The organism is Consotaella aegiceratis (genome assembly GCF_036541425.1).
Lineage (GTDB): Bacteria > Pseudomonadota > Alphaproteobacteria > Rhizobiales > Rhizobiaceae > Consotaella > Consotaella aegiceratis.
In genome coordinates this window covers 147,416-171,500 of sequence record NZ_JAZHFT010000003.1, presented here as the reverse complement: position 1 = coordinate 171,500, position 24,085 = coordinate 147,416, and the positions used below count along the sequence as shown (strand labels likewise).

The following is a 24,085-nucleotide window of genomic DNA, read 5'->3' as shown; positions in this document are numbered from 1 at the left end:
GGACCATGATGGCCGCCCCGTCTTCACATCGCTGCTTTCGGAGCGACACTCCTAATCATGAAAGTCGATGTCAAGAAAAAATACCGGACAGATTGTCTCAAGATAGTTTAGAACGTCTATGATGACGGAGCATGCAAGCTGTCGCTTCATGAGTCTCCTTGAATCGCAAGAGCTTATTGTTGCCTGCGACAAATTGTCATCTATAGCGCCCGTCGCATGGTGATGATCAACGGTGCAGCGGGCGTTGGTGGAGGGAAAATCCGGCTCTTTCCGCGCGATAGGGACAAGACGCGGAAGGAGGAAGCCGCTAGACGAAGCCTTGATGCCGTGGCCGTCGAGAAGGTGCGGCGCAGTTTCGGATCGAGAAACCCGATGCATCTTTGCTACGCGACGCGCGACGGTCAGTCGCGCCGGATCGCGCATCACGTAAGCGAGTTTCTCGCGCGGCGCGGCCTCATGGCACCGTTGGTCGACCTTGCGCGCGACACTCCTCCGCCGGAAGTCCTGGCGCGCGAGGCGCCCTTGGTGGTGATCCTGTCGGTTCGCTACGGCCGCCATCTGCCCGAGGGCGTACGGTTCCTGCAGACCATTGCGGCGCTCCCCTCCCCGCCGCCGCTGTTCCTGGCCTCCGTCAACCTGACCGCCCGCAAACCGGCCAAGCAAACCGCCGAGACGAACGTCTATCTGCGCAAGCTGATCCAGCGCACGGGCGTGGAGCCCGCCCTGGCTACCGCTCTGGCCGGTCGGCTCGACTATCCGCGCTATACGACCTTCGACCGGTTCATGATCCGGCTGATCATGCGCATGACCGGCGGCCCCACCGATCCCGGCGCCGTGGTGGAATACACCGATTGGGACAAGGTCGATGCGTTTGGTGCGGCGATCGCCGAGCATTGCGACCGCTTGCACCGCTCATTCTGAGCCCGCCGGCGGATCGAGCCAAACGGCATGGATCGGGATCGTCGGTTCATGCGAAGGACGGACGATCAATACGGAATGGCGGCCATCGAGAAGAATCCGGCGGCCGTGAGCCCGTTGAGGATCAAGGTCAGGATCGCGATGGTTGTCCCGGGAGGATCGAAGTGCGTATCCCCGTGATCATGGAAGGTCCGAGCGATGAACTCGCCCAGCAGCGCCCCGGCCATCCCCACGATTCCTCCCCAGATCACGCTGTGTGACGCAGCGGCGGCAATCGCGGCGGGCAAGGCGATATGATGCGTCACCGGGATATTCAGGCCCATCTGGAGAAAAATCAGGCTGGCCGCGGCAATGCCGAAGGCAAGATAGGCGCCTGACCCTTCGAAGATGACGCCGAGATTGCCGGCGAGCAGCCCGACGCCGAGACCGATCGTGGCAAGCTGGAGCGGATGGCTCTGGAACGGCAGCCACATGACGGAAGGGTCGGGATGATAGCGCGTCGTGCCCGGCAGGGGCTCGCCCAACAGGCCGGACTTGCCGAACAGAATGCGCGTCACGATGGCGCTGATGAGGACCGTCATGGCAACGGTGTCGGTCCATGGAAGGCCCTCGCCGAATCCGGGAATCAGGGCCAGACCCCTCTCCAGCATGAAACCGAAGACGCCATAAAGGCCTCCTACCAGGAGGACGTCGGGACAGTCGATGCCCATCAGGCCGACGGCGATGCTGCGGCCCGAATCGAGCTTGCCGCGCCAAGCCGCATAACCGGCGGCGCCGACGCCCGCGGCGAAGCCGCCGACATGGGGTCCGAAGACGCCGAAGGGCAGGGCGAAGAAATCCGTGCTTTCGGGGGCGACGCCGAGCTGGACGGCGACGCCGATCATGACCAGCACCCCGACGAAGGAGAAGGCGGCGAGCGCTCCCAGAGAGGCGCCGAAGACGCCGCCCCCGAAAGCCGCAAGGATGGCAATGAGTGTCATGGGTGACCCCCAATATTTTGAAGATGGAGAAATCGGTTGCAAGTGACGGCTGTCCGGCGAGTGGAAATGCCTCCCTGACCGGCCACCCTGGCATGGCGGGTTGGCCGGTCGGTCGCCTGTCGATGGTCGCAAGGGCAGAACATTACAGTGTCGCTGCGAGCCGGAAGCCGAGGAAACTGAGACGCCGGGAGGGGCCGCCGCGTGGCTTCTGCGAGGGGAGTGGGGGGCCTTCCGGGAAGCGTCGTGGTCGAAACGACCCCGCCCACCCGTTTCGCCGAGACGCACGAAGTCGCTGAGATGGAGACGTTGCGATCTCCATCCCATTCTCAGATCGTCAAACCTGTTGTCGGAGACGATTCTCGTTGTGGCTGAGGATCAGCCCTGGTGCGTCAGCGTCCGCTGCACCGCGTCACGCCAGCCCGCAAGACATCGCTGGCGCGTCTCCGCATCGAGCGAGGGGGTGAACTGACGCTCCAGCCGCCATTCCTTCGAAAAGCCTTCGGCGTCGGGCCAGACGCCGGCCTGCTGTCCCGCCAGCCAGGCCGCGCCGAGGGCCGTCGTCTCCAGCACGAGAGGGCGATCGACCGGCGCATCGAGCATGTCGGCGAGGCGTTGCATCGTCCAATCCGAGGCGACCATTCCGCCGTCCACGCGCAAGACCGTCTTCGTCTCGCTCGGCCAGTCACGATGCATGGCATTGAGAAGATCGGCGGTCTGGTAGCAGACGGCTTCGAGGGCGGCGCGGGCGAAGTCGTCCGGGCCGGTGTTTCGCGTCAGGCCGAAGATCGCGCCGCGCGCCTCGGCATCCCACCAGGGAGCACCGAGACCGGTGAAGGCCGGAACCAGATAGAGGCCGCTGTCTCCGGTCCGCGCCGCCATGGCGCCGGTCTGGTCCGCGCGGTCGATGATCCGCAATCCGTCCCGCAGCCATTGAACGGCGGCACCGGCGATAAAGATCGACCCTTCGAGGGCGAAGGTGGTCTTGCCCTTCAGCCGATAGGCGATGGTCGACAGCAGCCGGTTCTTCGAGGACACCCGTTCGCCACCCGTATTGAGCACGGCAAAACAGCCGGTGCCGTAGGTGGATTTCAGCATTCCCGGCTCGAAACACGCCTGCCCCACCACCGCCGCGTGCTGGTCGCCCGCCATGCCGCGAATGGCGATCGGCGCTCCGAAGAGGGAGGGATCGGTTTCGCCGAAATCGTCGGCGCAATCGCGCACCTCCGGCAGCAGCGCGCGCGGCACGCCGAAGAGACGCAGCAGATCGTCGTCCCAGTCGTTCGACTCGATATTGAAGAGCAGGGTGCGCGCCGCGTTCGTCGCATCGGTCGCGTGGACCTTGCCGCCGGTGAGCTTCCAGAGCAGGTAGCAATCGACCGTCCCGAAGGCGAGCTTGCCGCTTTCGGCCTTCTGCCGTGCGCCCTCGACCTGGTCCAGCATCCACGCGATCTTGGTCGCGGAAAAATAGGGATCGATGATAAGGCCGGACTTTTCCGTGACCATCGGCTCGGCGCCCTCGGAGACCAGGCGCCGGCACAGCGGCGCCGTGCGGCGATCCTGCCAGACGATCGCCCGATGCACCGGCGTTCCGGTCTCGCGATCCCACAGGATCGCCGTCTCACGCTGATTGGTGATCCCGAGACAGGACAGATCGCGGGCAGACAAGGCGGAATCGCTCAGGGCACGGCGAACCGTCGCCACCACGGATTGCCAGATGTCCTCGGGCTCGTGTTCCACCCAGCCCGATTGGGGAAAATATTGAGGAAATTCCTGCTGGCCGACGCCGCGCGCCCGGAAGTGGCCGTCGAAGACGATCGCGCGACTGGAGGTCGTGCCCTGGTCGATCGCGAGAACATAATCCGACATAGTGTTGTTCCTCCCTTACAGCTGCTTCGTCCGCAGCATCCCGACGCCAAACCGATCGCGCACTCCTTGCGCTGCCGGCATCAGGTTCTTCGCTTGATATAGATGCGTCCTTGTTTGGCTTTCCTGCCCGTGTCCTCGACGCCTTCGAATTCGAACTGGCCGTCGGAGACGGCGCGCTGAAAGGCATTGCCGAGCTTGACCTTGTCGCCGATCCAGATCCTCTGCCAGTCCGCGCCGTAAAGATCGGAGAGATGGAACGGCCCGGGCATCCGGCTGGCCAGCGCTTTGCGAATCCTGGCAACCTCAGCATCGTCCATTCGAGCCTTCCCCGCCCCCTAGGCTACAGCACCAGATGACCTCTCGCGGCCTCAAATCGCTGCGACATCGACCTTTCTCGTTCGCTGGTCGACATAACTTGCCAGCGCCATCGTCTCGTCCTTTGAGAAATGCAGACCGAGCTTGGAGCGGCGCCACAGGATGTCGTCAGCCGTTCGCGCCCACTCCTTGTCGATCAGCCAATCCACCTCCGCCTCCGAAAGGCCGTGACCGAGGAAGCGATCGAAATTCGATGCCTTGACGATGTCGAATGCATCGGTGCCGTAGGCCTTGGTCAGGCGACGAGCGGTCTTTGCATCGCAGGCGGGCGCGCTGTCGGCGATACGAGCAGCCAGATCATCAAGGCCGAGATGGGGAAAATCGCCGCCGGGCAGAGATACCTTCGCCGTCCAGCGCGCGCCCTTGGGACCGATCACCGCGCCGATCTTCTCGATCACCTCTTCGGCCAATTTGCGATAGGTGGTGATCTTGCCGCCGAAGTCATTGAGAAGCGGCGCCCGGCCACCCTCGTGGTCGACCTTGAGGACATAATCACGCGTCGCTTCCTGCGCCTTCGACGCGCCGTCGTCGAAAAGCGGCCGCACGCCGGAAAACGCCCAGACGATCTCGGAGCGCCGCACTGGCTCGGCTAAATATTCGCTCGCCGCAGCGCAGAGATAGTCGATTTCCGCGTCCGAGATGGCGACGGCGGCGGGATCGCCGTCATAATCCTGGTCCGTGGTGCCGATCAGCGTGAATTCGTCCTGATAGGGAATTGCGAAAATGATGCGTCCGTCGGCATTCTGGAAGATGTAGGCCCGGTCGTGGCGATAAAGCCGCGGAACGACGATATGCGATCCCTGGACCAGACGGACGTGCCGCGCCTCGTGGCGTCCCAGCGCCTTTCGCAGGACCTTGTCCACCCAGGGACCGGCAAGATTGACGAGGCACCGAGCCGAAACCCGCCGGGTTTCGTTTGTTTCGCAATCCAGGAGCTCGACATCCCAAGACGTGTCGTGGCGATGGGCCGACACGACTTTGGTTCTCACCATGATGTCGGCCCCTCGCTGGGCCGCGTCCCGCGCATTCAGGACGACCAGCCGAGCGTCGTCGACCTGCGCATCCGAATATTCGAAGCCTTTCGCGAACCCGGACTTCAGCGGCCGCCCGTACTCCGATTGCCTGAGATCGAGCGTGCGCGTGCCCGGCAGATCCTTGCGCCCGCCAAGGTGATCGTAGAGAAACAGTCCGATCCGCAGAAACCAGGCCGGCCTCAGATCCTTGGCGTGCGGCAGGATGAAACGCAGCGGCTGGATGATGTGCGGCGCGATGCGCCACAGCACCTCTCGCTCCTTCAGCGCTTCCCGCACCAAACGAAACTCGTAATATTCGAGATAGCGCAGACCGCCGTGGATCAGTTTGGTGGACCAGGACGATGTGCCGCTGGCGAGATCGTTCATCTCCGCCAGGCCCACCTTATAGCCCCGTCCGGCGGCATCTCGCGCCACCCCGCAGCCGTTGATCCCGCCGCCGATGATGAAGATGTCGTAGCTGTCCGGCATGTTGGTCGCCTTTGCGCAATTCTATCCTAGCGCGCAAAAGGAAAGTAGCATGACTCAAAACGAAAACAAAACGAAATCTACTCGCGCGCCTCGGTCGCCGTTTCCGGATCGTCGAAGTCGCTGCCGCTGGCCATGGCCGCCTCGATCAACCGAATGCTCCCCTCGCGGCAGATCCGGCCGATCGCCGGTGGCGCGGAGCGGTCCGTGACGAAGGTCCCGACCTGCGACAGATGCCCGACGCGCACCGGCGCGGTGCGTTCGAACTTGCTCGCGTCGGCGGCCAGGATCACGTGCCGGGCGTTGGAGATGATGGCCTGGGCGACCCGCACCTCCCGGTAGTCGTAGTCGAGCAGCGAACCGTCGGCGTCGATCGCCGAAATGCCGATCACCGCGAAATCGACCCGAAACTGCCGGATGAAGTCGATCGTCGCCTCGCCGATGATGCCGCCGTCGGACCGGCGTACGATGCCGCCGGCAATCACCACCTCCATCTCGGGATAGGGCCGCATCAGCGTCGCGACGTTGATGTTGTTGGTGATGACCATCAGGCCCTTGTGATGCAGCAGCGCGTGCGCGGCCGCCTCCGTCGTGGTGCCGATGTTGATGAACAGCGATGCCCGGTCCGGAATGAGGCCGGCCACCGCCCGCCCGATCGCTGCCTTGGCATGCGGTGCGATCATCCGCCGCGCCTCGTAGCCGACGTTTTCGACGCCCGAACCGATGACCGCGCCACCATGAATGCGCGACAACAGGCGCTGGCCGCACAGCTCGTTGAGGTCCTTGCGGATCGTCTGGACACTGACCTGATAGCGCGCGGCCAGCTGATCGACGAGAACGCGGCCGTCCTTCTTGGCAATTTCGAGGATTTCGCTCCGACGCGCCGACAACATGGCAGATCACTCCTTAGGGCGCGATCATGACCAAAGCGAAAGAAAGCGCAACCGGTCTTCAAACGACCTGGAAAACGGGGGGCTGAGCCTGCGGCTCAGGCGTCGGCATCCGTTGCTCGACGAGCGTAGTTCCCGAGCGGATTTACGCGACCGAGCTTAGGGCGAGCCGTCCCCATTCGAGCAGGACGAGGCCAGCGAGGAAACCGACCTGCAGGCAGGAGACGAGCAGATATCCCGTGGCGAGCGCCGCGATCAACGACGCACCGGAGGCCGTAGCGACGAGCGTCACCGCGACGAGGAACGGCAGCGAAAAGGCGACGAGATGGAAAAGGTTACCGCGAAGCGGCAGCAACAATCCTGCGATCGAGGCAATCACGGCAGCCGACAGCATCTCGCTCTCTCCCAATGCGCGATGATGCCAGTGTGGCTTAAGGAACTTGCCCGAAGGTGAACGCGGATCGGCTTGCGGAAAAAGGGGCGGTCTCATGTCCGGAGCCAATCCCCGGTATCGGAATGCCGAAGGCATAGGCCCCGCGTGCGACTGCGCGGAGGGGGTAGCGAGCGTGGCTATGCAAGCCGGAAGCCCGAGACGGGGCGCCAGGATGTCATGATCACGGGCAAGGTGCTGCAGTTTCACGGGTCTGCGCGAAATCCGCTTTCGAGCGTCCCGATCGTCTGATCGATCAGCTGCATCTGCGCCGACAACCGCACCGTCCGGCGCACGGCCGCCTTGCATTCGTCGCTCGTATCGACCTCGCCCGTCACGTTGCCGGCCAGATAGGACGAGGTTCCTTCGATCTCCCGAAGCCGGCGTGTCAGACCATCATATTCCGACTGGACCGCATCCTTGATCGCGTCCAGCGCCGTCCTGATTTCGGCCAAACGCCGCTCGTCGGTCTCACTGTCGCGCGCCGGGGAGCGAAAAACGGGTCGTCGTTTCTTCCTGAAGCTCAGCATCGTCGTGGCCCTCGACGTTCCGGAAAACGGAGAATGCGCTGAACGTGTTACGATAAGTCAAACGACGGCGGCCGTCCTTGATCGGGCCGCAGCAGCTCTTACGAGCGAACCGCGGCGGCCCGGCCACGAGGGAAAGAGCGATCAGCCTTCCAGGACGGTCTTTTCCGCCACGGTCGAATCGGCGTTGAGGCGGTAGACGATCGGCACGCCGGTCGCCAGTTCGCGGCTGACGATTTCTTCGCCGGTCAGGCCGTCCAGCGCCATGATCAGGGCGCGCAGCGAGTTGCCGTGCGCCGCCACGATCACCGTGCCGCCGCGCAGCACATGCGGCTGGATCTTGTTGATGTAGTACGGCCAGACGCGGGCGCCGGTGTCCTTGAGGCTCTCGCCGCCCGGCGGCGGGACGTCGTAGGAGCGACGCCAGACGTGGACCTGCTCCTCGCCCCACTTGGCGCGGGCATCGTCCTTGTTGAGGCCCGACAGATCGCCGTAGTCGCGCTCGTTCAGCGCCTGGTCGCGAATGGTTTCGAGGCCCGTCTGCCCCTGCTCTTCGAGGATCAGCTGCAGCGTGTGCTGGGCACGCGTCAACGCACTGGTGAAGGCGATATCATAGCTCAGGCCCGCCTCCTTCAGCTTCCGGCCGGCGGCGCGGGCTTCTTCGACGCCCTTTTCCGACAGGTCCGGATCGCGCCAGCCGGTGAACAGGTTCTTCAGGTTCCATTCGCTCTGTCCGTGGCGGACGAGGACGAGAGTGCGTTCCATGAACAGTCTCCATCGTGTGGCAATCAAAATGCGTGGCCGCCGGGGCGGCCCCGTCCGGGACCGCGTTCTAGCCGGTCAGGCCGAGCACGTCCCGCATGGAATAAAGCCCGGGCATTTTGCCGCGCGCCCACAACGCCGCGGCCACGGCGCCGCGGGCAAAGATCGAGCGGTCGCCGGCGCGGTGGACGAGTTCGATTCGCTCGCCCTCCCCCGCCAGCACCACGTGATGATCGCCGACGACCGAGCCGCCGCGCAAGGTCGCAAAGCCGATCGTGCCGGGCTGGCGCGGGCCGGTATGGCCGTCGCGAACCCTGACGCTGTGCGTGCCGAGCTCGACCGCGCGCCCCTTGGCTGCCGCCTCGCCCAAGAGCAACGCGGTGCCCGAGGGGGCGTCGACCTTGTGGCGGTGGTGCATTTCGAGGATCTCGACGTCGAAGGCATCCGGTCCCAGCGCGCGCGTCGCCTGCTCCACCAGCCCGGCCAGCAGATTGACGCCGAGGCTCATATTGCCCGACTTGACGATCGTCGTGCGCTTCGCAGCCTCTGCGATCGCGGCGTTGTCGTCCGCTGAAAGCCCGGTCGTGCCGATGATATGGACGATTCCCGCGGCAGCGGTCTGCTGCGCCAAGGCCACGCTCGCCGAGGGCGCGGTGAAATCGACGATGCCGTCGACCGTCGCCAGGGCCGCCGCGACATCGCTGGAAATCGGCACGCCGAGCTTGCCGACGCCGGCCTGTTCGCCCGCGTCCGTTCCCAAGACGGACGAGCCCTCGCGCTCCAGCGCGGCCGCCACGACGACGCCGTCGGCGGCATGGATGGTCTCGATCAGCGTGCGCCCCATCCGACCGGTCGCTCCGATCACGGCCAGCTTCATGTCGCTCATCGCGGCCCTCCTTTCCGTCGTGGTGCCATCCGGCACCTCATACCTGTCGGCAGACAACGCGGCCGAGGTTCCAGCGGTTCGCCCTCAGCCATTCACGGTCTCGGCCAGCGCCTCGACCCGCTCGCCGTCGGCCCGCGTCTGCAAGCTGTAGAACCGTGCATAGAGGCCACCCGGCTGATTCACCAAATCGCCGTGGTTGCCCCGTTCGACGATCGCGCCGTCGTCGATGACGAGGATCTGGTCGGCACCAACGATCGTCGACAGGCGATGGGCCACGACAATCACCGTCCGGTTCTTCGCCGCCTCTTCCAGCGCCGCTTGCACCAGCGTTTCCGACCGGGTGTCGAGCGCCGAGGTCGCCTCGTCGAGCAGCAGGATCGGAGCGTTGCGCACCAATGCGCGGGCGATCGACAGGCGCTGCCGCTGGCCGCCCGACAGCGTCGCGCCGTTCTCGCCCACCGGCGTCTCGTAACCCATCGGCTGGGTCAAAATGAACTCCTCGGCCTGGGCGAGCCGCGCCGCCTCTTCCACCTCGGCGTCGGTGGCATCGGGGCGTCCATAGCGGATATTGTCGCGGATCGAGCCTTCGAACAGATAGGGGTGCTGCGGCACATAGGCGATCTGCGAGCGCAGCGACCGCTTCGTCACCGTGGCGATGTCCTGGCCGTCGATCAGAATGCGGCCGCCCTTGACGCTGTAGAAACGCTGGATGAGCGAGATCACCGTCGACTTGCCGCCGCCCGACGCGCCGATCAGGGCCGTGGTGCGGCCGGCCGGCGCCACGAAGCCCATCGCGCGCAGCACGGGCTCGCCGTCGTAATAGGAAAAGTCGACCGCCTCGAAGCAGATTTCGCCGCCGTCGACGGCCAGCGCCGGAGCGCCCGGTGCGTCCGGCTGACGCGGCTTGAGATCGAGGATCTCGTAGATCATCTGCGCATTGACCAGCGCCTTTTCGAGCTGCACCTGGAGATTGGCCAGCCGCCGTGCCGGGTCGTAGGCGAGCAGCAGCGCGGTGATGAAGGCGAACAGCGCCCCCGGCGAATAGCCGTAGACCACGGCGCGATAGCCGGCATAGGCGATCACCGCCGCGATGGCGAAACCGGCGATCACCTCGGTGACCGGCGCAGATCGTTCGGTGATCCGCGCAATCTTGTTGGAGCGGTTTTCCGCCGCCAGGATCAGCTGCTCGATGCGCTGGCGCAGCACCTCCTCCATGGTGAAGGCCTTGACCACGGCGATGCCCTGCACGGCCTCCTGGATGGAGCCGAGCACCCGCGCGTTGAGGTCGATGGACTGGCGGGTGGCGACGCGCAGCTTGCGCGCGAGCTTGGCGATCATGAAGGCGATCAGCGGCCCGGCCAGCAGCGCGATCGCCGCCAGCAGGGGATCCTGCAGGATCATGACGCCGACCAGGAAGATCAGAGTCAGGAGATCGCGGGCCAGCGACGTGACCGTCAGGTTCAGCGTGTTGCGGATGCCAGAGACGTTCTGGTTGATGCGCGCGGCGAGCTGGGCGGAGCGGTTGTCGCTGTAGAAGTCGATCGACAGTTCGGTCAGTTGCGCGAACAGCCGCCGCTGATAGCGAGCCACCACGTTGTTGCCGATCTTGGCCAGGATGACGCCCTGGCCGTAGCTGGCGAAGCCGCGAACCACGAAGGCCAGGAACACCGCGCCCGACAGGACGGCGATCATCGGACGGTTCTGCGCCACGAAGATCTGGTCGATGACGTCGCGCATGATCCAGGCGAGAAAGGCCGTGGCGCCGGACATCAGCACGAGGCAGACGACGGCGACCAGATAGAGCCTCCAGTATTCGCGCCCGTTCTCGGCGACGATCCGCTTCAACAGACGGATCACCAGCCCGCGCTCGTCGCGGATCAAGGTCGGCTTCTTGGTCATACGCTCGTTCGGCCTATCATGAGAATGATACGCCTCCGTTACGGGCGTCGGTCCCACGTCTGGGGTTTCTCCGTCTCAAACCGTCCACCGCCGCTCGGTCGTCTCCATCCCGTAGCGCTGAGGCTCGCGGGCGAAGGCGGCCAGACCGGTGAGCGCGGCAAGCGGCGCGGTGACCACGAACAGCGGGATCTCCCGCAGCAAGTCGGTGTGCGGCGCCTTGTTCTCGAACGCCTCGCGGATCTGGTCGACCTTGAGGATCGAGATCAGACGCTGGAAGATGCCGCCGGCGATATAGACGCCGCCTCGCGCCATGAAGACCAGCGCCATGTCGCCGGCCACACGGGCCAGGTAGATGGCGAAGAGGTCGACCGCTTCGCTGGCCTTGGCGTTGCCGCCGACGATCGCAGCCTCGGTGATGGCAGCCGGCGCGTCGAGAACCGGCTCCACGCCGTCGGCGCGGCAGAGCGCCCGGTAGAGATTGACGAGCCCGCGGCCACACAACACCTGCTCCGCGGACACCCGCCCCTCGATCGGCTCCAGATGCGGCCAGATCTGATAATCACGCGCCGTGCGCGGCCCGAGATCGATATGGCCGCCCTCGCCTGCGACCGGCACCCAGAGGTCGCGCGCCCGCACCAGTCCGGCGACCCCCAGCCCGGTGCCCGGGCCGAGTACGGCGCGCGACGCGCCGTCGTGAAGCGTGCCGCCACCGATACGATGGTGGTCGTCGACCGGCAGCGTCGAGATTGCCAGCGCCTGCGCCTCGAAGTCGTTGAGGACGATGACCTCATCCAGCTCCAGCGAAGAGAGCATCGAACGCGGCCGTACCACCCAGGGCGCATTGGTGAGGTCGATCTCGTCGCCGTCGACCGGGCCGGCCACGGCGAGCAGGGTCGACTTCGGGCGCACCAGCGAGGTTTCGAGCACGGTGGCGCGGATGGCGGCCTCGATGGTCTCGAAGTCGGCGGTCCGCACGACCGGAAACCGCTGCATTTCGGCTCCGGCATCCTCGATCAAGGCAAAGCGCGCGTTCGTCCCGCCGATATCGCCGATCAAAACTGGAAACGCCAACGATGGGCCGTTGTCGAGAGGGTCACTCATGCGGGGTCCGGTATGCTCGCCTTTGATACGCGCCCGCATAAGCCATCGCGGGGCCGGACGCAAAGGCTTCGATCATCGCTCAGTTAAGCGGTCGTTCCCGCGGCAACGGGCCGGCAACGGGCAGTTGTGGGAAAGCGGCTCTCTCCTGCGAAACGAGCGCCGAGGCGGCTGGCACGGCGGCCACAAGGCTACCGCCACCCGAACCATTGGCCGGCGCGGCCAGCACCGACCGGCAGGCGCCCGGAAGATCGGCCACCGTCAAGGGAGGCTTCGGCTTCGCCGGCGGCGTGCCCGGCTTCGGCGGTTGCAGCGCGACATCGAACCACCAGTCGAGATCGCCGCAACCATCGCCGCTGCCCGTCGACTGCTGGGCCGTGCAGCCGGGCGATCCCGGCTGGCAGAACAGACGCACGTGAAAATGCTCGTTGTGCCCGTAATAGGGACGGACCTTGTTGAGCCAAGCCCGGTCACGACCCGCGGTCTCGCACAGCTTCTTCTTGATGCCGGGATGGACGAAGATGCGCTGCACCTTGGCGTCCTCGGCCGCCAGCTTGATCAGACCGGCATAGCGGGCATCCCAGATCCGGTCGTCGACCTGGAATGTCCCCTTCTTCAGAACGGAGCGGAACGGATAATCCTCGCGCTGCTGCGGCGTCAGCCGCGGCGACGGCATCGGGCGGAACCAGATGTCGGCGTCGAGCCCGATCTGATGCGAGGCGTGGCCGAACGGCAGTGGCCCCCCGCGCGGCTGCGAGATGTCGCCGACGAGCAGGCCCGGCCAGCCGATCGCAGCCGCCTTCTCCGATAGGCGCTGCAGAAACGCGATCATCGCGGGATGCCCGTAGTGCCGGTTGCGCGACAAGCGCATGGCCTGCCAATGCGGCCCGTCGATCGGCAGCGTGGCGGCACCGGCAAGGCACCCTTTGGAATAGAAGCCTAGGCTCTGCGGCGCCAACGCGGCCGGGGCCTTGACGGCGCTGAAGACCTCCTTGGCCACCTGCGCCGAAGCGCCGGATGACGCCGCGGTCAGAGCCGCAGCCGCCAAAGCGAGGCCGGCGGTGAGCCGACGGAGTCTCGAGGTCATGCACACCTCTGTTTGATTTCGTGCAACGGGCTCTCGAACGAACCGCCGGCTAGTAATGGCCTCGATCCGACCTATTCGTCTTCGTCGTCGTGGGCCACGGAGGATACCTGGCGGGCGGTATAGAGCTGGTCGCCCATCAGCTCCATCAGATCCAGCTGCTCCTCGACGAAGTCGATGTGCTCTTCCTCGTCGCCGAGGATCGTCATGAACAAGTTGAAGCTGCCGACGTCACCCGCTTCCTGACATTCGCGGGCCGCCTTGTTGTAATAGTCCTTCGCCTCGTTCTCCATCTCGAGCTGGGTGTCGAAGATATGCTTGATCGACTTAGGCTGTTCGATCTTGTCGAGAGTATGGACGTCCGGCTTGCCCTCGAGGAACAGCAGGCGCGTCAGGAACAGGTTGGCGTGCTCGCGCTCCTCGTCGATTTCTTCGCGCATGCGCTTGGCCAGCCGATCGATGCCCCAATCGTCGAGCTTGCGCTCCTGGAGCAGATAGGTATTGACGGTCGTCAGCTCCATCGTCAGCGCGCGCTGCAGATGCTTGAGGGAAACCTCCGGGCCTTTCATGGTCTTTTCCTTGTTTTGCTGGGTAATGGGGTCGTCGAATGCGACGCATCCCCAAGGTAGGGCGCTGGACGGCACCCTCCAACCACAACCCGATGCCGCGACAATTTTCCGCGTCGATCGACGCTCACGCCCGCTCCACCGACAGTCGCACGCCCGGCTCGGGGCGCACCGTCATCGCCATCACCGGATGCGGCAGCTTGGCGGCGCCCAGAGTGAAGCGGAAGCGGGCGAGCAGCGTCGACAGAATGATCTGCGCCTGCATCATGGCGAAATTCGCCCCCACGCAGACGCGCGGGCCGGCGCCGAACGGCAGATACTGGTATTTGTCGATCGCCTCCGACGCTTCCGCACCGAACCGGCCAGGATCGAAGGTCTCCGGCGCGTCCCACCACATGCGATGGCGATGCAGCGCGTAGATCGGCAGGAACAGGACATCGCCCGGCCGCATCTCGCGATCGCGCAGCATGTCCGGTTCGCGCACGTCCCGGGCCAGCATTCCGACCGGCGGATAGAGGCGCATCGCCTCCTCGATCACCTGGCGCCCGTAGGGCATGGCGGCGAGATCGTCGGCGCCGGCCGCCCGATCGCCCAACACCGATCTCGCCTCGTCGCGCGCCCGGTCCTGGGCTTGCGGATACATCGCCAGCAGCAACAGCGACCACGACAGTGCCAGAGCCGTGGTCTCGTGACCGGCGACGATGAAGAACTGCATGTTGTGCAGGAGATCGGTCGAAGACATGCGGCGGCCCGTTTCCGGATCCTCGGCCTTGAGCATCCGGTCGAGCAGGTCATCGGCCTCGCCGCGGGCCTCCTTGCGCCTCGCCTCGATGGCCTGGGCGACCATGCGATGCATGGTCTTCACCGCGCCGAGGCCGAGCAAGGCGCCGGGCCGCGGCACCCAGTCGGGCACCTGCAGGAAATCCAGCAGCGAGGCCCGGCCTGCCGTCTCGAAATAGCGCAGGATCGCCTGTCCATAGACGGCCGCATCGAAATGCTCGCGGCCCGACAGCGCCACCTCGCAGATCACGTCGAAGGTCGCCGACAGCATCTCGGAGACCATCTCGGCCGCGCCGCCGGCCGCCTCCAGCCGTTGCGCCGCCCGCTCCGCCGTCGCCGTCATCATCGGCGCCAGCGCCACCACGTTGCGTTGAGCAAACACGGGCGCCACGGCCCGGCGCTGCCAGCGCCACGCTTCGCCCTCGGAGGTAAAAAGGCTGTCGCCCACCGCCGGGCGCAGCATCCGCACCATCACCACCGACTTCGGGTAGTTCTCGACGTTGTCGAGAAAGATGCGCTTCAACGACACCGGGTCCTGCACCATGTGCCAGCGCGCGCCCATGCGGCCCGTGACGATGGGCTGCCGATAGGCGATCTCGGGGATCAGTTCCAGCACGTTGCGTTTCGCTGCCCGGATCGATTGCGGGATCGACAAGGGCCGGTTGGGCGGCGCGACGGTGGGCGGCAGCGCGGGCCGATCGAGCATGGAGACCTTCTTTCCTGGTTGCGCCTGCCGCGCCGTCCGGCGATGCCGGCCTCCATCCGCTGCGGCGGCCTTATCCCGAATGAGGTGGGTTCCGACGGCTCGTCTGCAAGGGCGGATGGCGGGAACGGTCAGGGGAAATCGGCTTCGAAGCCGATCGCTTGCGGCCCACTGCGGCGGCATGGCCGCCCGCCTTGAAGCACAGCTCCAAGCACTTATTATTGTCCGAGTAATTCCGCTCTCCGGGCCGCTGGCCCGGACATCTTTTCAGCCGTTCGCCGTCTCGCCGCCAAGCATCCTTCACAAGGTCGGATGCGTCCGTTTCGACGTGGCGAGGAGCCTTGGCGAACCGCACTCGACCGGAGGACCAGATCATGGCCGCTCAACAACCAATCGTGACGCTGAACGACGGCAACACCATGCCGCAATTGGGCTTCGGCGTCTTTCAGATTCCCGACGACGCGGTGACCGAGGCCGTGAAGTCCGCGCTCTCGGCCGGCTATCGCTCGATCGACACCGCCCAGGGCTATCATAACGAAGAGGGCGTCGGCCGCGCCATCCAGGACGGCGGCGTGCCGCGCGACGAGCTTTTCATCACCACCAAGCTGACGAATGGCGAGCAGGGCTACGATTCAACCCTGCGCGCCTTCGACGCCAGTATGGACAAGCTCGGCATCGACGTCCTTGATCTCTTCCTGATCCACTGGCCGGTGCCGTCGAAAGACCTCTATGTCGAGACCTGGAAGGCCTTCGTCCGGCTGAAGGAGGAAGGCCGCGTTCGCTCGCTCGGCGTCTCCAACTTCCTGGAGGATCACCTCGCCCGGATCATCGGCGAGACCGGAGTGACGCCGGTGCTGAACCAGATCGAGCTGCATCCGAAGTTCCAGCAGAAGGCGTTGCGCGCCGTGGACGAACGCCTCGGCATCAAGACCGAGGCCTGGAGCCCGATCGGCCGGGGCCGTCTGCTCGACGAGCCGGTTCTGACGGAGATCGCCCGCAAGCACGGCAAGACCAGCGCCCAGGTGATCCTGCGCTGGCATCTCGACATCGGCAATGTCGTCATCCCGAAGTCGAAGACGCCGAGCCGCATCGCGGAGAACTTTCAGGTCTTCGATTTCGCGCTCGATGCCGACGACCTGGCGCGCATCGAAGCGCTCGACGCCGCCGACGGACGGATCGGCCCCGACCCGGCGAATTTCGGCTGACGAACCGCGTGCCGGCCCGCCGGCGCCAGCGCGGCTCGGTCAGACCCGCACCGGCAGCTTCCCTGGAAAAAGCTCGGCCCAGCGTTTCGTCACCTGGGCCGAGACGGCTTCGTCGGGGCGCATGACGACGCCCCATTCGCGGCTCGTCTCGGCGCCGATCTTGTTGGTGGCGTCGATCCCAAGCTTGCCGCCGAGCCCCTCCAGCGGCGAAGCGAAATCGAGATGGTCGATCGGCGTGCGGTCCATCGTCACCACGTCGCGCGAGGGGTCCATCCGCGTCGCCACCGCCCACATCACGTCGCTCCAGGATCGGATGTCGATGTCGTCGTCGACGACGATCAGCACCTTGGTCATGGTGAACTGCGCGAGCAGCGACCAGAAGCCCATCATCACCCGGCGCGCCTGGCCCGGATAGCGCTTGTCGATCGCGATCACCGCGATCCGGTAGGAGCAGGCTTCCGGCGGCAGCCACACGTCGAGCACCTCCGGCATCTGCTGTTTCAGAAGCGGCTTGAACACCTCGACCAGCGTGTCGGCAATCACCGCCGGCTCGTCCGGCGCGCGGCCGGTGAAGGTCGAGAGATAGACGGCGTCCTGGCGCACCCGGATGTGCTTCAGGCGGAAGACCGGAAACACCTCAGGCGGATTGTAATAGCCGGTATGGTCGCCAAACGGCCCCTCCAGCGCCGTTTCCGTGGCCGAGACCGTCCCCTCGATAACGATCTCGGCGCTCGCCGGAACATGCAGCGGGATCGTGCGGCAGGGCACCAGTTCGGGCCGCCGATCGCCGATCACGCCGGACAGCGCCAGCTCCGTCGTTCCTTCTGGTGCCGGCATGACGGCCGCCATCATGGTCGCCGGATCGGCGCCGATGACGATCGCGACCGGCATCTCCCTGCCCGTCTTCACCCATTGACGGTGATGCTGGGCTCCACCGCGCATCGACAGCCAGCGCGCGATCGCCCGGGTCCCGTCGAGCACCTGCATCCGGTAGATGCCGAGATTGTAGGTGGCGAAATCGTCGACGCCCGGCGCCCGCGTGACCACCAGCGGCCAGGTGATCAACGGCCCGGCGTCGCCCGGCCAGCAGGTCTGCACCGGCAGGTGGCCGAAATCGGCGGAGAGTTCGTGCCAGGGCGTGGTGTCGCGCACCGCGCGCGGCCGCGCGTGCAGCGCCGCCTGGGCGGCCGGCAGAAGGTCGCGCGCGTCGCGGGCCGAGGCCGGCGGAGTGGGCGAGCGCAACCACGCCATCAGTTCGCCGAGCGCCTCCAGTCCCTCGAGATTCGTGCCGAGGGCCTTGGCGACCCGTCGGCGCGTGCCGAACAGATTCGTGACGACCGGCAAGTGATGTCGGCGGCTGCCCGAGACGGCATGCTCGAAGCGCAGCACGGGACCTTCGGCGGAAATCACGCGCCGATGCACCTCCGTCATCTCCAGATGGACGTCGACCGGTGCGATGACGCGCTGGACCTCCTTCTCCCGCTCCAGATGGGCCAGAAAAGCCCGGAGATCCGGGAAGGCGGGAAGGCTGCGATGATGCATGGTCGGCTCCGATTCGGACGCCTCCCTGCCACCCCAAATCGGGGTCAACTTTGCGATGGATCAAATTCCGTGCGGCGCTGGCCGCCTATGGCGGAGTCCCAACCGAAGGAGCCCCATGGTCGACCAACCGCGCGGCGAACTCCCGCCCCTCATTCGTTTTTTGGCCAGGCCAGCCGGGCTGCTGCCGCTTGGCTTCGTCCTCACCCAGGCCGTGCGCGGCCTCGCTCGACGCCGTCCCGGCCTGTTCGAGCGGCTGGACGAATACCGGCATGCCTCGTTCCTGGTCGAGCCCACCGATCTCGACTTCGCCTTCCTGCTGGTGCCGGACGGGGAACAGGCTTCGGTCCGCTCGCTCTCCAAGCGCCGCCTGCCGGAGGCCGACGTTCATGTGCGCGGGCCGATCCTCATGCTGCTCGGCCTGCTCGACGGCACGTTCGACGGCGACGCGCTGTTCTTCAACCGGGTGCTGACCGTCTCCGGCAAGACCGACGCGCTGGTGGCGCTGCGAAACACCATCGAGGACGCCGAACTGAAACCTTCCGATCTCCTAGCCGTGCCAGGACGCGCTGGCGAACTGGTCGACGAGGCCGTGTTGAAGGCACTGGCTTCGGCTCGGCGCCTGGTCGGCGCCCCGCAAATGGGAGCCATGTCATGAGCCTCGAGCTGGTCTGCCCGGCGGGGACGCCCTCCGCTCTGCGCGCCGCGGTCGATGCCGGCGCCCATGCCGTCTATTGCGGCTTCCGCGACGAGACGAACGCGCGCAACTTCCCCGGACTCAACTTCTCGCCCGCCGAACTGCGCGAGGGCGTGCGCTATGCCCACAGCCATGGCGCCAAGGTGCTCGTCACCGTCAACACCTTCGCGCGCGCCGGCGCGATGGAGCCCTGGAAGAGGGCTCTGGCCAATGTCGAGGACGCCGGAGCCGACGCTGCGATCGTCGCCGACATCGCGATGCTCGACCACGCCTCGCGCAACCATCCGAATCTGAGGCTGCATCTCTCGGTGCAGGCCGCAGCGGCCACGCCCGAGGCGATCGGCTTCTACGCCGAGACCTTCGGGGTGAAGCGGGTGGTGCTGCCACGCGTTCTCTCCGTCGAGGAAATCGCCAAGCTCAACGCCGCGATCGACGTGGAGACCGAGGTCTTTGTGTTCGGCGGCCTCTGCCCGATGGCCGAGGGCCGTTGTGCGCTGTCGTCCTATGCCACCGGCAAGTCGCCCAACCTGACCGGCGTCTGCTCGCCGCCCGATTTCGTCGAATACGCCGAAGAGGCTGACGGCACGGTCACCCGTCTCGGCGGCTTCGCCATCGACCGCTTCGGCGCGGGCGAACCGGCTGGGTATCCGACGCTGTGCAAGGGCAGCTTCTGCGCCGACGGCAAGGTCTCGCATCTGTTCGAAGACCCGGTCAGCCTGAACGCGGCCAGCCTTCTGCCGCGACTGCACGCAGCCGGCATCACGGCCTTGAAGATCGAAGGCCGCCAGCGCGGCAAGGGCTATATCGCCGAGGTCGTGCGCACCTTCCGCAAGGCGGTGGATGCGCTGGAGGCCGGGCGGCCGCCGGTCGAGGCCGAGCGGCTGCTCGCCGGCCTGGTCGAGGGCGGCCGCCAGACCTCCGGTGCCTATCAGAAGACGTGGAGATAGCGATGACGCGGATCGGCCTGACGCTCGGCCCCGTCCTGTTCAACTGGTCGGCCGAGCGGCTCCTCACCTTCTATCGTGGCATCGCCGAAGGCTCGGCCTACGACCGTGTGCATGTGGGCGAAGTGGTCTGCGGCAAGCGCGCGCCCTTCTCGGACCCGGTCTGGCCGGAGGTGATCGAGATGCTGGAGGCGGCCGGCAAGGACGTCGTGGTTTCGACGCTGGCCATGCCGTCGACGCCGCGCGAGCGCAAGCTGCTCATCGCCAACGCGGCCGGCGACCAGACGATCGAGATCAACGACATCACGGCGCTGTCGTCGCTCGGCGGCCACCCCTTCGTCGTCGGTCCGTTCGTCAACGTCTACAACGAGGCGGCGGCCAGCTTCCTGGCGGGGCGCGGCGCGCGTTCGATCTGTCTGCCGGTCGAACTGCCGTTCGGCGCGATCGAAGCGATTGCGACGACCTGCCCGGCCCTCGATGTCGAGGTCTTCGCCTTCGGCCGTCTTCCTTTGGCTCTGTCCAGCCGTTGCTATCACGCCCGCCATCACGGATTGCACAAGGATTCCTGCCAGTTCATCTGCGATCGCGATCCCGACGGGCTTGCCGTCGATACGATCGACGGACAGCGCTTCCTGGCGATCAACGGCATTCAGACCATGTCGCACGACGTTCAGGTCATTTGCCCGACGGCTGAGGAAGCGGCCTCGCATGGCATCGCGCGGCTGAGGATTTCGCCGCACACGCTCGACATGGTCGCGGTCGGCGGCATCTACCGCCGACTTCTCGACGACACGATCGAACCGGCCCAGGCCCGCGCCGAACTCGCGGCGCTGGACCTGCCCGGCCGCGCCGTCGACGGCTATGTTCGCGGTAAGGCGGGCTGCGCCGCCGTTGAGACGGCCTGAGCGGCTGCAGATTCCGAAGCGGCGCGCGGGAACATCGAGCGCCGGGCGAAAAAGCGGGTTCCGGTTTTCGCGAAACCGGCGCGATCCATACAAAAGGACCTATGGCATCGGGACTGAGGATTTGTCACTCGATGCGATGGCGTCAGGCCGTCGCGAAGCACTCGTCGTAATAGCGCAAGATGCCCGGAGCCCGCATCAGATCACCCACCTTGGCGAAGAACTGCCGGTCGTCCACGTCGCTCTCATTTCGACGGCTGCCCGCGCCGGTGGCGACGGCGAGGTCCATCATCGCACGCAATTCGGGCTTGTAGTGGATGCGCAGATTGGACCAGACGAGTTCGAAATTCTCCGCCGCGCCCAATTCGAGAAACCACGCCACCCAGGTGACGAAGACGCCGTCTTCGAAAATCCTCTTGCGATAGAAGGAGATCGCGATTTCGAAGAGATTGAGAACCTGGGGGATAATTGGTTGAGCTCGGCCAGAATGCGCTGTCGCTCGGCATCGCCCGCTGGCGTATGATGGCCGCCGAGGAATCCCATCATTCGCGGCGACGTGCGAGCGATTTCAAAAAGGCGAGACGCCTCCATCTCCAGTTTCATGTAGGTGTCGGCACGCTGAACCGCGATGTGCTTGCGTTGGTTCAGCCAATAGACCACGATGCCGAACAGGAAGCCAAAAAACGTAATGAAGATATCGATATAGTGCAGAATATACTCGTGGGACGCCATATATCCAGTCACGGTATCTCCTTGAAAAACATCTTGGATATCGTCTTGTAGCCGTGCCTTTCAAAAAATCGGTGGGCTGCTTCGTTGTGAATTCCACTTTCGAAGAAGATCCGAGGGACTCCAATATCCCTACAGTAGTTCTCGATCCAGGAAAATAGAGTCGCGCCGATTCCGTCCCTGCGCCGGGACCGTTCGACGACGATGTCGTCGATGACGCAGTACGGCTTCGGCCGGGCGCACAGGAACGACAAATTTGCGATCGCCACGATCGTTCCATCCAGCCTTGCGACGATCGTACGGTGCGAATCCTTTGGAGAATCTGGCTCTAACGAGGCGCGGCTTCGCGCGGACAGCTCCGACGCCATGATGCGGAGCAGATCGGGAGACCAACGGTCTGGGTCGAGGGCCAAGCCCCACTGGACCTCGGAATGCGAGATGTAGTTCGCGTCCACATTGTCGGCGAAGAATCGGGCGAGGCCATCGATGTCGTCGGCGGGAGCCAGCCAGGAAATATTCATTGAAGCCTCGAAGCGATCGAATTGGCGTCGATATAGCCGCCCAACCGAACGCCGTCGAGAAACGCGCTCCGCGCCCATCGCCCGCCCAAGAGCGGTTCGCCTTGTCGACTTATATCGAAGAGGCCCTGGCGCGCGCCTTTTCCGATTGATCCGCCTCGATCGGCAACCGGAGTTCCTGGTGCAAGCCGCCCTTGGGCCGATTGGCGATGCGGATCGAGCCGCCAGCCTGGGTGACGATCTCGTTGGCGATTGCCAGGCCCAGCCCCGCGCCGGGATGAAACTGCCGGCGGGCCGGATCGGTACGGAAAAACGGCTCGAACACGCGATCGAGCAGATCGGCGGGAATGCCCGGCCCGTCGTCGTCGATCGTCACCAGGGCCGAGTCCGGGGAGGCCTGCAGCGCCACGACGGCACCGCCGCCGTGCGTCGCGGCGTTCTCCACCAGGTTTCGGATCGCCCGCTTCACCGCCAGCGGCCGCCCCGAGATTTCCACCGGTTGGATCCGGTCGAGCGTCACCGTCCGGCCGATCTCGTTCAGTTCGTCCACGATCTCTTCGACCACCCGATCGAGCCGGATCGTCTTGATGCCGGCGTCCTCGACCTCCTCGCGCACCAGGCGAATGGCGCTGTCGGCGATGCGCTCCAGCTCGCCAAGATCCTTGAGCCAGGTCTCGCGGTCTTCCTCCGGCAGAAACTCGGCGCGCAGCCGCATCCGGGTCATCGGCGTGCGCAGGTCGTGCCCCGCGGACGCGACCAGCCGCATGCGGCTTTCCATGGCGCTCTTCAGCCGCGACGACAGCAGATTGATCGCCCGTGCCGTGGCCTGCACCTCGGGCGGTCCCCTTTCGTCGAGATGCTCGATCCGGCCGTCAGGCCCGACGGAGGCGGCCGCTTCCTCCAGCATGCGCATCGGCCGAGTGATCTTGCTCGCCGCCAACAGCGCCACCGCGATCGTGCCGATCACGATAAGCAGCAGATAGGCGGAGAGGATCCGCCACGGCGACGGCGGCGGACCGGGAACCGGAAGAAAGGCCCAGGTGCCGTCTTCCAGGGGGAAGCCCAAGCTCCGCCTGCCGTCGGCCATCCTCACCACGCTGCCGGCGGTCTCGCGTCCGGCCCGCGCCAGGCCCCGATCGATGCGGCGCGTGTCCCTCGGATCGATGGCGTCGGCCGATGGCCTGGGACCGACCGTAAGACCTGCCGCCCGGGCGCGCTGCGGCGAGCGATCCACCAGTTCCGCGATGATCGCGGACTGTTGCTCGAAGATGTGGCCGAAACTGTCGTCTCGACGCCGGTCGGCGATCTGAAAGGTGACGATCGCGGCGACGATCACCACACCGACGATGGCAACGGTGATCAGCAACGCCAGCCGGGCCCGGAGGGACATCAAGGCGCGCACTCCTCACGCTCCACCTCGGCGGCGAACTGATAGCCGCCGTTGCGCACGGTCTTGAACAGCCGGAACACGCCGTTGTCGCCGAATTTGCGTCTGAGACGGCTCATCGTCACGTCGATCGTCCGGTCGAACGGATCGGCCAGCCGGCCATGCAGAAGGTCGAGGAGCACGTCGCGCGACAGCACGCGGCCCGGCCGGTCGAGGAAGATCAGGAGCAGGTCGAATTCGGCGCCGGTGAGATCGATTTCCTGTCCCGCGCCATCGCTCACGCTGCGCGCATTGGGCAGGACCGTAAAGCCTTCGAACCGATAGCGCATCGGCGCGCCGTTGGCGGCATCGCCGCCCGGGCCGCCGCCGCGGCGCAGCACCGCCTTGATCCTGGCCGCCAGCTCGCGCGGATTGAAGGGTTTGCCGAGATAGTCGTCGGCGCCGAGCTCGAGCCCGACGATCCGGTCGACGTCCTCCTTCAGCGCGGTCAAAAGGATGATCGCCAACTGCGGCCGCCGATCCTTCAACTGTCGGCAGAGGTCGAGACCGGAGCCGTCCGGCAACATGACGTCCAGCACGACGATATCGACGTTGCGATCCACCAGGACCTGCTCGCATTCGCGGCAGGTCCCGGCAAGCGAGGTCAAAAAGCCCTGCCCATCGAGGTAGCGACCGAGCAACTTGCGGATCTCGGGGTCGTCATCGACCACGAGAACTCTCGTTTTGACATCCATTTCGTCTTCCATCGCAGCGAACGTAATCGCCTTCCAGCGAGAACAGTGAAGGGAATTTTGTTGCGAAAGATGTCAACCCCCGGCCGTCTTTGTCGCGTCTGGGCGTCGATCGCCATCTCCGAAGGCAACAAAACGAAACACATCGACATCCGACCGCCATGGTGTCG

25 protein-coding genes are annotated in these 24,085 nt (G+C 65.5%); 6 read left to right on the top strand and 19 right to left on the bottom strand.

Annotated elements, in window-relative coordinates:
- Positions 1–372 precede the first annotated feature (372 nt).
- Positions 373–921, top strand: a complete 549-nt coding sequence (hemG, locus tag SMD10_RS03970; protein ID WP_331684351.1) for a menaquinone-dependent protoporphyrinogen IX dehydrogenase — start codon at positions 373–375, stop codon at positions 919–921.
- A gap of 65 nt (positions 922–986) precedes the next feature.
- Here hemG and SMD10_RS03965 read toward each other — a convergent pair whose 3' ends face one another.
- The 14 genes from SMD10_RS03965 to SMD10_RS03900 form a co-directional block, all read right to left on the bottom strand.
- On the bottom strand, positions 987–1,898 hold the full coding sequence (locus SMD10_RS03965; protein WP_331684350.1) for a DUF7973 family transport facilitator: 912 nt from the start codon (positions 1,896–1,898) through the stop codon (positions 987–989).
- Between the two features lie 375 nt (positions 1,899–2,273).
- A complete protein-coding gene (glpK, locus tag SMD10_RS03960) occupies positions 2,274–3,764 on the bottom strand; it encodes a glycerol kinase GlpK (protein ID WP_331684349.1) in 1,491 nt (496 codons plus the stop codon).
- A gap of 80 nt (positions 3,765–3,844) precedes the next feature.
- Positions 3,845–4,081, bottom strand: coding sequence for a DUF1413 domain-containing protein (locus SMD10_RS03955; RefSeq protein WP_331684348.1), 237 nt, complete (start codon positions 4,079–4,081; stop codon positions 3,845–3,847).
- 51 nt (positions 4,082–4,132) lie between these two features.
- Complete coding sequence (gene glpD / locus SMD10_RS03950) at positions 4,133–5,641, bottom strand: glycerol-3-phosphate dehydrogenase (protein WP_331684347.1); 1,509 nt, start codon at positions 5,639–5,641, stop codon at positions 4,133–4,135.
- A gap of 77 nt (positions 5,642–5,718) precedes the next feature.
- The gene (locus tag SMD10_RS03945) at positions 5,719–6,531 is read right to left on the bottom strand and encodes a DeoR/GlpR family DNA-binding transcription regulator (protein WP_331684346.1); all 813 of its coding nucleotides are present in this window, start codon (positions 6,529–6,531) and stop codon (positions 5,719–5,721) included.
- Positions 6,532–6,673: 142 nt separating this feature from the next.
- The gene (locus SMD10_RS03940; RefSeq protein WP_331684345.1) at positions 6,674–7,018 is read right to left on the bottom strand and encodes a hypothetical protein; all 345 of its coding nucleotides are present in this window, start codon (positions 7,016–7,018) and stop codon (positions 6,674–6,676) included.
- Between the two features lie 146 nt (positions 7,019–7,164).
- Positions 7,165–7,413: a hypothetical protein gene (locus SMD10_RS03935; RefSeq protein ID WP_331684344.1), complete on the bottom strand. Its 249-nt coding sequence runs from the start codon at positions 7,411–7,413 to the stop codon at positions 7,165–7,167.
- A gap of 216 nt (positions 7,414–7,629) precedes the next feature.
- Complete coding sequence (locus tag SMD10_RS03930; RefSeq protein ID WP_331684343.1) at positions 7,630–8,250, bottom strand: 2,3-bisphosphoglycerate-dependent phosphoglycerate mutase; 621 nt, start codon at positions 8,248–8,250, stop codon at positions 7,630–7,632.
- A 67-nt stretch (positions 8,251–8,317) separates the two neighbouring features.
- Entirely contained in the window at positions 8,318–9,133 is an 816-nt protein-coding gene (gene dapB / locus SMD10_RS03925) for a 4-hydroxy-tetrahydrodipicolinate reductase (RefSeq protein ID WP_331684342.1), read from the bottom strand.
- An 84-nt stretch (positions 9,134–9,217) separates the two neighbouring features.
- The gene (locus SMD10_RS03920) at positions 9,218–11,032 is read right to left on the bottom strand and encodes an ABC transporter ATP-binding protein (RefSeq protein ID WP_331684341.1); all 1,815 of its coding nucleotides are present in this window, start codon (positions 11,030–11,032) and stop codon (positions 9,218–9,220) included.
- Positions 11,033–11,107: 75 nt separating this feature from the next.
- Positions 11,108–12,133 (bottom strand): glucokinase, encoded by a 1,026-nt coding sequence (locus SMD10_RS03915; RefSeq protein ID WP_331684340.1) that lies wholly within the window; start codon positions 12,131–12,133, stop codon positions 11,108–11,110.
- A 79-nt stretch (positions 12,134–12,212) separates the two neighbouring features.
- Complete coding sequence (gene mepA, locus SMD10_RS03910; RefSeq protein WP_331684339.1) at positions 12,213–13,217, bottom strand: penicillin-insensitive murein endopeptidase; 1,005 nt, start codon at positions 13,215–13,217, stop codon at positions 12,213–12,215.
- A 71-nt stretch (positions 13,218–13,288) separates the two neighbouring features.
- Positions 13,289–13,783 (bottom strand): bacterioferritin, encoded by a 495-nt coding sequence (locus SMD10_RS03905; protein ID WP_331684338.1) that lies wholly within the window; start codon positions 13,781–13,783, stop codon positions 13,289–13,291.
- Positions 13,784–13,907: 124 nt separating this feature from the next.
- On the bottom strand, positions 13,908–15,266 hold the full coding sequence (locus tag SMD10_RS03900; RefSeq protein ID WP_331684337.1) for a cytochrome P450: 1,359 nt from the start codon (positions 15,264–15,266) through the stop codon (positions 13,908–13,910).
- Between the two features lie 371 nt (positions 15,267–15,637).
- On the opposite strand from SMD10_RS03900, the gene SMD10_RS03895 reads away from it, so the two are divergent.
- Positions 15,638–16,468: an aldo/keto reductase gene (locus tag SMD10_RS03895; protein WP_331684336.1), complete on the top strand. Its 831-nt coding sequence runs from the start codon at positions 15,638–15,640 to the stop codon at positions 16,466–16,468.
- A gap of 39 nt (positions 16,469–16,507) precedes the next feature.
- On the opposite strand, the gene SMD10_RS03890 is transcribed toward SMD10_RS03895, so the two are convergent.
- Positions 16,508–18,010 carry a UbiD family decarboxylase gene (locus SMD10_RS03890; protein ID WP_331684335.1) on the bottom strand — a complete coding sequence of 501 codons (1,503 nt, stop codon included), beginning with the start codon at positions 18,008–18,010 and terminating at the stop codon, positions 16,508–16,510.
- A gap of 115 nt (positions 18,011–18,125) precedes the next feature.
- Here SMD10_RS03890 and ubiT point away from each other — a divergent pair, with 115 nt between their 5' ends.
- From ubiT to ubiV, 3 genes are read left to right on the top strand one after another with little or no spacing between them, the layout of a single operon-like run.
- Complete coding sequence (ubiT, locus tag SMD10_RS03885; protein ID WP_331684334.1) at positions 18,126–18,665, top strand: ubiquinone anaerobic biosynthesis accessory factor UbiT; 540 nt, start codon at positions 18,126–18,128, stop codon at positions 18,663–18,665.
- Complete coding sequence (gene ubiU, locus SMD10_RS03880; RefSeq protein ID WP_331684333.1) at positions 18,662–19,651, top strand: ubiquinone anaerobic biosynthesis protein UbiU; 990 nt, start codon at positions 18,662–18,664, stop codon at positions 19,649–19,651. The genes ubiT and ubiU overlap by 4 nt, the downstream gene beginning before the upstream one ends.
- Positions 19,652–19,653: 2 nt before the next feature.
- A complete protein-coding gene (gene ubiV / locus SMD10_RS03875) occupies positions 19,654–20,553 on the top strand; it encodes a ubiquinone anaerobic biosynthesis protein UbiV (RefSeq protein WP_331684332.1) in 900 nt (299 codons plus the stop codon).
- A 142-nt stretch (positions 20,554–20,695) separates the two neighbouring features.
- On the opposite strand, the gene SMD10_RS03870 is transcribed toward ubiV, so the two are convergent.
- Positions 20,696–20,932: a hypothetical protein gene (locus tag SMD10_RS03870; protein ID WP_331684331.1), complete on the bottom strand. Its 237-nt coding sequence runs from the start codon at positions 20,930–20,932 to the stop codon at positions 20,696–20,698.
- An 86-nt stretch (positions 20,933–21,018) separates the two neighbouring features.
- On the opposite strand from SMD10_RS03870, the gene SMD10_RS03865 reads away from it, so the two are divergent.
- The gene (locus SMD10_RS03865; RefSeq protein WP_331684330.1) at positions 21,019–21,333 is read left to right on the top strand and encodes a hypothetical protein; all 315 of its coding nucleotides are present in this window, start codon (positions 21,019–21,021) and stop codon (positions 21,331–21,333) included.
- On the opposite strand, the gene SMD10_RS03860 is transcribed toward SMD10_RS03865, so the two are convergent.
- From SMD10_RS03860 to SMD10_RS03850, 3 genes are all read right to left on the bottom strand, one after another.
- Entirely contained in the window at positions 21,291–21,800 is a 510-nt protein-coding gene (locus SMD10_RS03860; RefSeq protein ID WP_331684329.1) for a GNAT family N-acetyltransferase, read from the bottom strand. The genes SMD10_RS03865 and SMD10_RS03860 overlap by 43 nt on opposite strands.
- Positions 21,801–21,909: 109 nt before the next feature.
- Positions 21,910–23,187, bottom strand: a complete 1,278-nt coding sequence (locus SMD10_RS03855) for an ATP-binding protein (protein WP_331684328.1) — start codon at positions 23,185–23,187, stop codon at positions 21,910–21,912.
- A complete protein-coding gene (locus SMD10_RS03850) occupies positions 23,187–23,918 on the bottom strand; it encodes a response regulator transcription factor (protein ID WP_331684327.1) in 732 nt (243 codons plus the stop codon). The genes SMD10_RS03855 and SMD10_RS03850 overlap by 1 nt, the downstream gene beginning before the upstream one ends.
- Positions 23,919–24,085 lie beyond the last annotated feature (167 nt).

Coding starts and splice junctions, on each gene's coding strand:
- hemG (WP_331684351.1), top strand. CDS start 373: ATGCATCTTTGCTACGCGACGCGCGACGGTCAGTCGCGCCGGATCGCG.
- SMD10_RS03965 (WP_331684350.1), bottom strand. CDS start 1,898: ATGACACTCATTGCCATCCTTGCGGCTTTCGGGGGCGGCGTCTTCGGC.
- glpK (WP_331684349.1), bottom strand. CDS start 3,764: ATGTCGGATTATGTTCTCGCGATCGACCAGGGCACGACCTCCAGTCGC.
- SMD10_RS03955 (WP_331684348.1), bottom strand. CDS start 4,081: ATGGACGATGCTGAGGTTGCCAGGATTCGCAAAGCGCTGGCCAGCCGG.
- glpD (WP_331684347.1), bottom strand. CDS start 5,641: ATGCCGGACAGCTACGACATCTTCATCATCGGCGGCGGGATCAACGGC.
- SMD10_RS03945 (WP_331684346.1), bottom strand. CDS start 6,531: ATGTTGTCGGCGCGTCGGAGCGAAATCCTCGAAATTGCCAAGAAGGAC.
- SMD10_RS03940 (WP_331684345.1), bottom strand. CDS start 7,018: ATGAGACCGCCCCTTTTTCCGCAAGCCGATCCGCGTTCACCTTCGGGC.
- SMD10_RS03930 (WP_331684343.1), bottom strand. CDS start 8,250: ATGGAACGCACTCTCGTCCTCGTCCGCCACGGACAGAGCGAATGGAAC.
- dapB (WP_331684342.1), bottom strand. CDS start 9,133: ATGAGCGACATGAAGCTGGCCGTGATCGGAGCGACCGGTCGGATGGGG.
- SMD10_RS03920 (WP_331684341.1), bottom strand. CDS start 11,032: ATGACCAAGAAGCCGACCTTGATCCGCGACGAGCGCGGGCTGGTGATC.
- SMD10_RS03915 (WP_331684340.1), bottom strand. CDS start 12,133: ATGAGTGACCCTCTCGACAACGGCCCATCGTTGGCGTTTCCAGTTTTG.
- mepA (WP_331684339.1), bottom strand. CDS start 13,217: ATGACCTCGAGACTCCGTCGGCTCACCGCCGGCCTCGCTTTGGCGGCT.
- SMD10_RS03905 (WP_331684338.1), bottom strand. CDS start 13,783: ATGAAAGGCCCGGAGGTTTCCCTCAAGCATCTGCAGCGCGCGCTGACG.
- SMD10_RS03900 (WP_331684337.1), bottom strand. CDS start 15,266: ATGCTCGATCGGCCCGCGCTGCCGCCCACCGTCGCGCCGCCCAACCGG.
- SMD10_RS03895 (WP_331684336.1), top strand. CDS start 15,638: ATGGCCGCTCAACAACCAATCGTGACGCTGAACGACGGCAACACCATG.
- SMD10_RS03890 (WP_331684335.1), bottom strand. CDS start 18,010: ATGCATCATCGCAGCCTTCCCGCCTTCCCGGATCTCCGGGCTTTTCTG.
- ubiT (WP_331684334.1), top strand. CDS start 18,126: ATGGTCGACCAACCGCGCGGCGAACTCCCGCCCCTCATTCGTTTTTTG.
- ubiU (WP_331684333.1), top strand. CDS start 18,662: ATGAGCCTCGAGCTGGTCTGCCCGGCGGGGACGCCCTCCGCTCTGCGC.
- ubiV (WP_331684332.1), top strand. CDS start 19,654: ATGACGCGGATCGGCCTGACGCTCGGCCCCGTCCTGTTCAACTGGTCG.
- SMD10_RS03860 (WP_331684329.1), bottom strand. CDS start 21,800: ATGAATATTTCCTGGCTGGCTCCCGCCGACGACATCGATGGCCTCGCC.
- SMD10_RS03855 (WP_331684328.1), bottom strand. CDS start 23,187: ATGTCCCTCCGGGCCCGGCTGGCGTTGCTGATCACCGTTGCCATCGTC.
- SMD10_RS03850 (WP_331684327.1), bottom strand. CDS start 23,918: ATGGATGTCAAAACGAGAGTTCTCGTGGTCGATGACGACCCCGAGATC.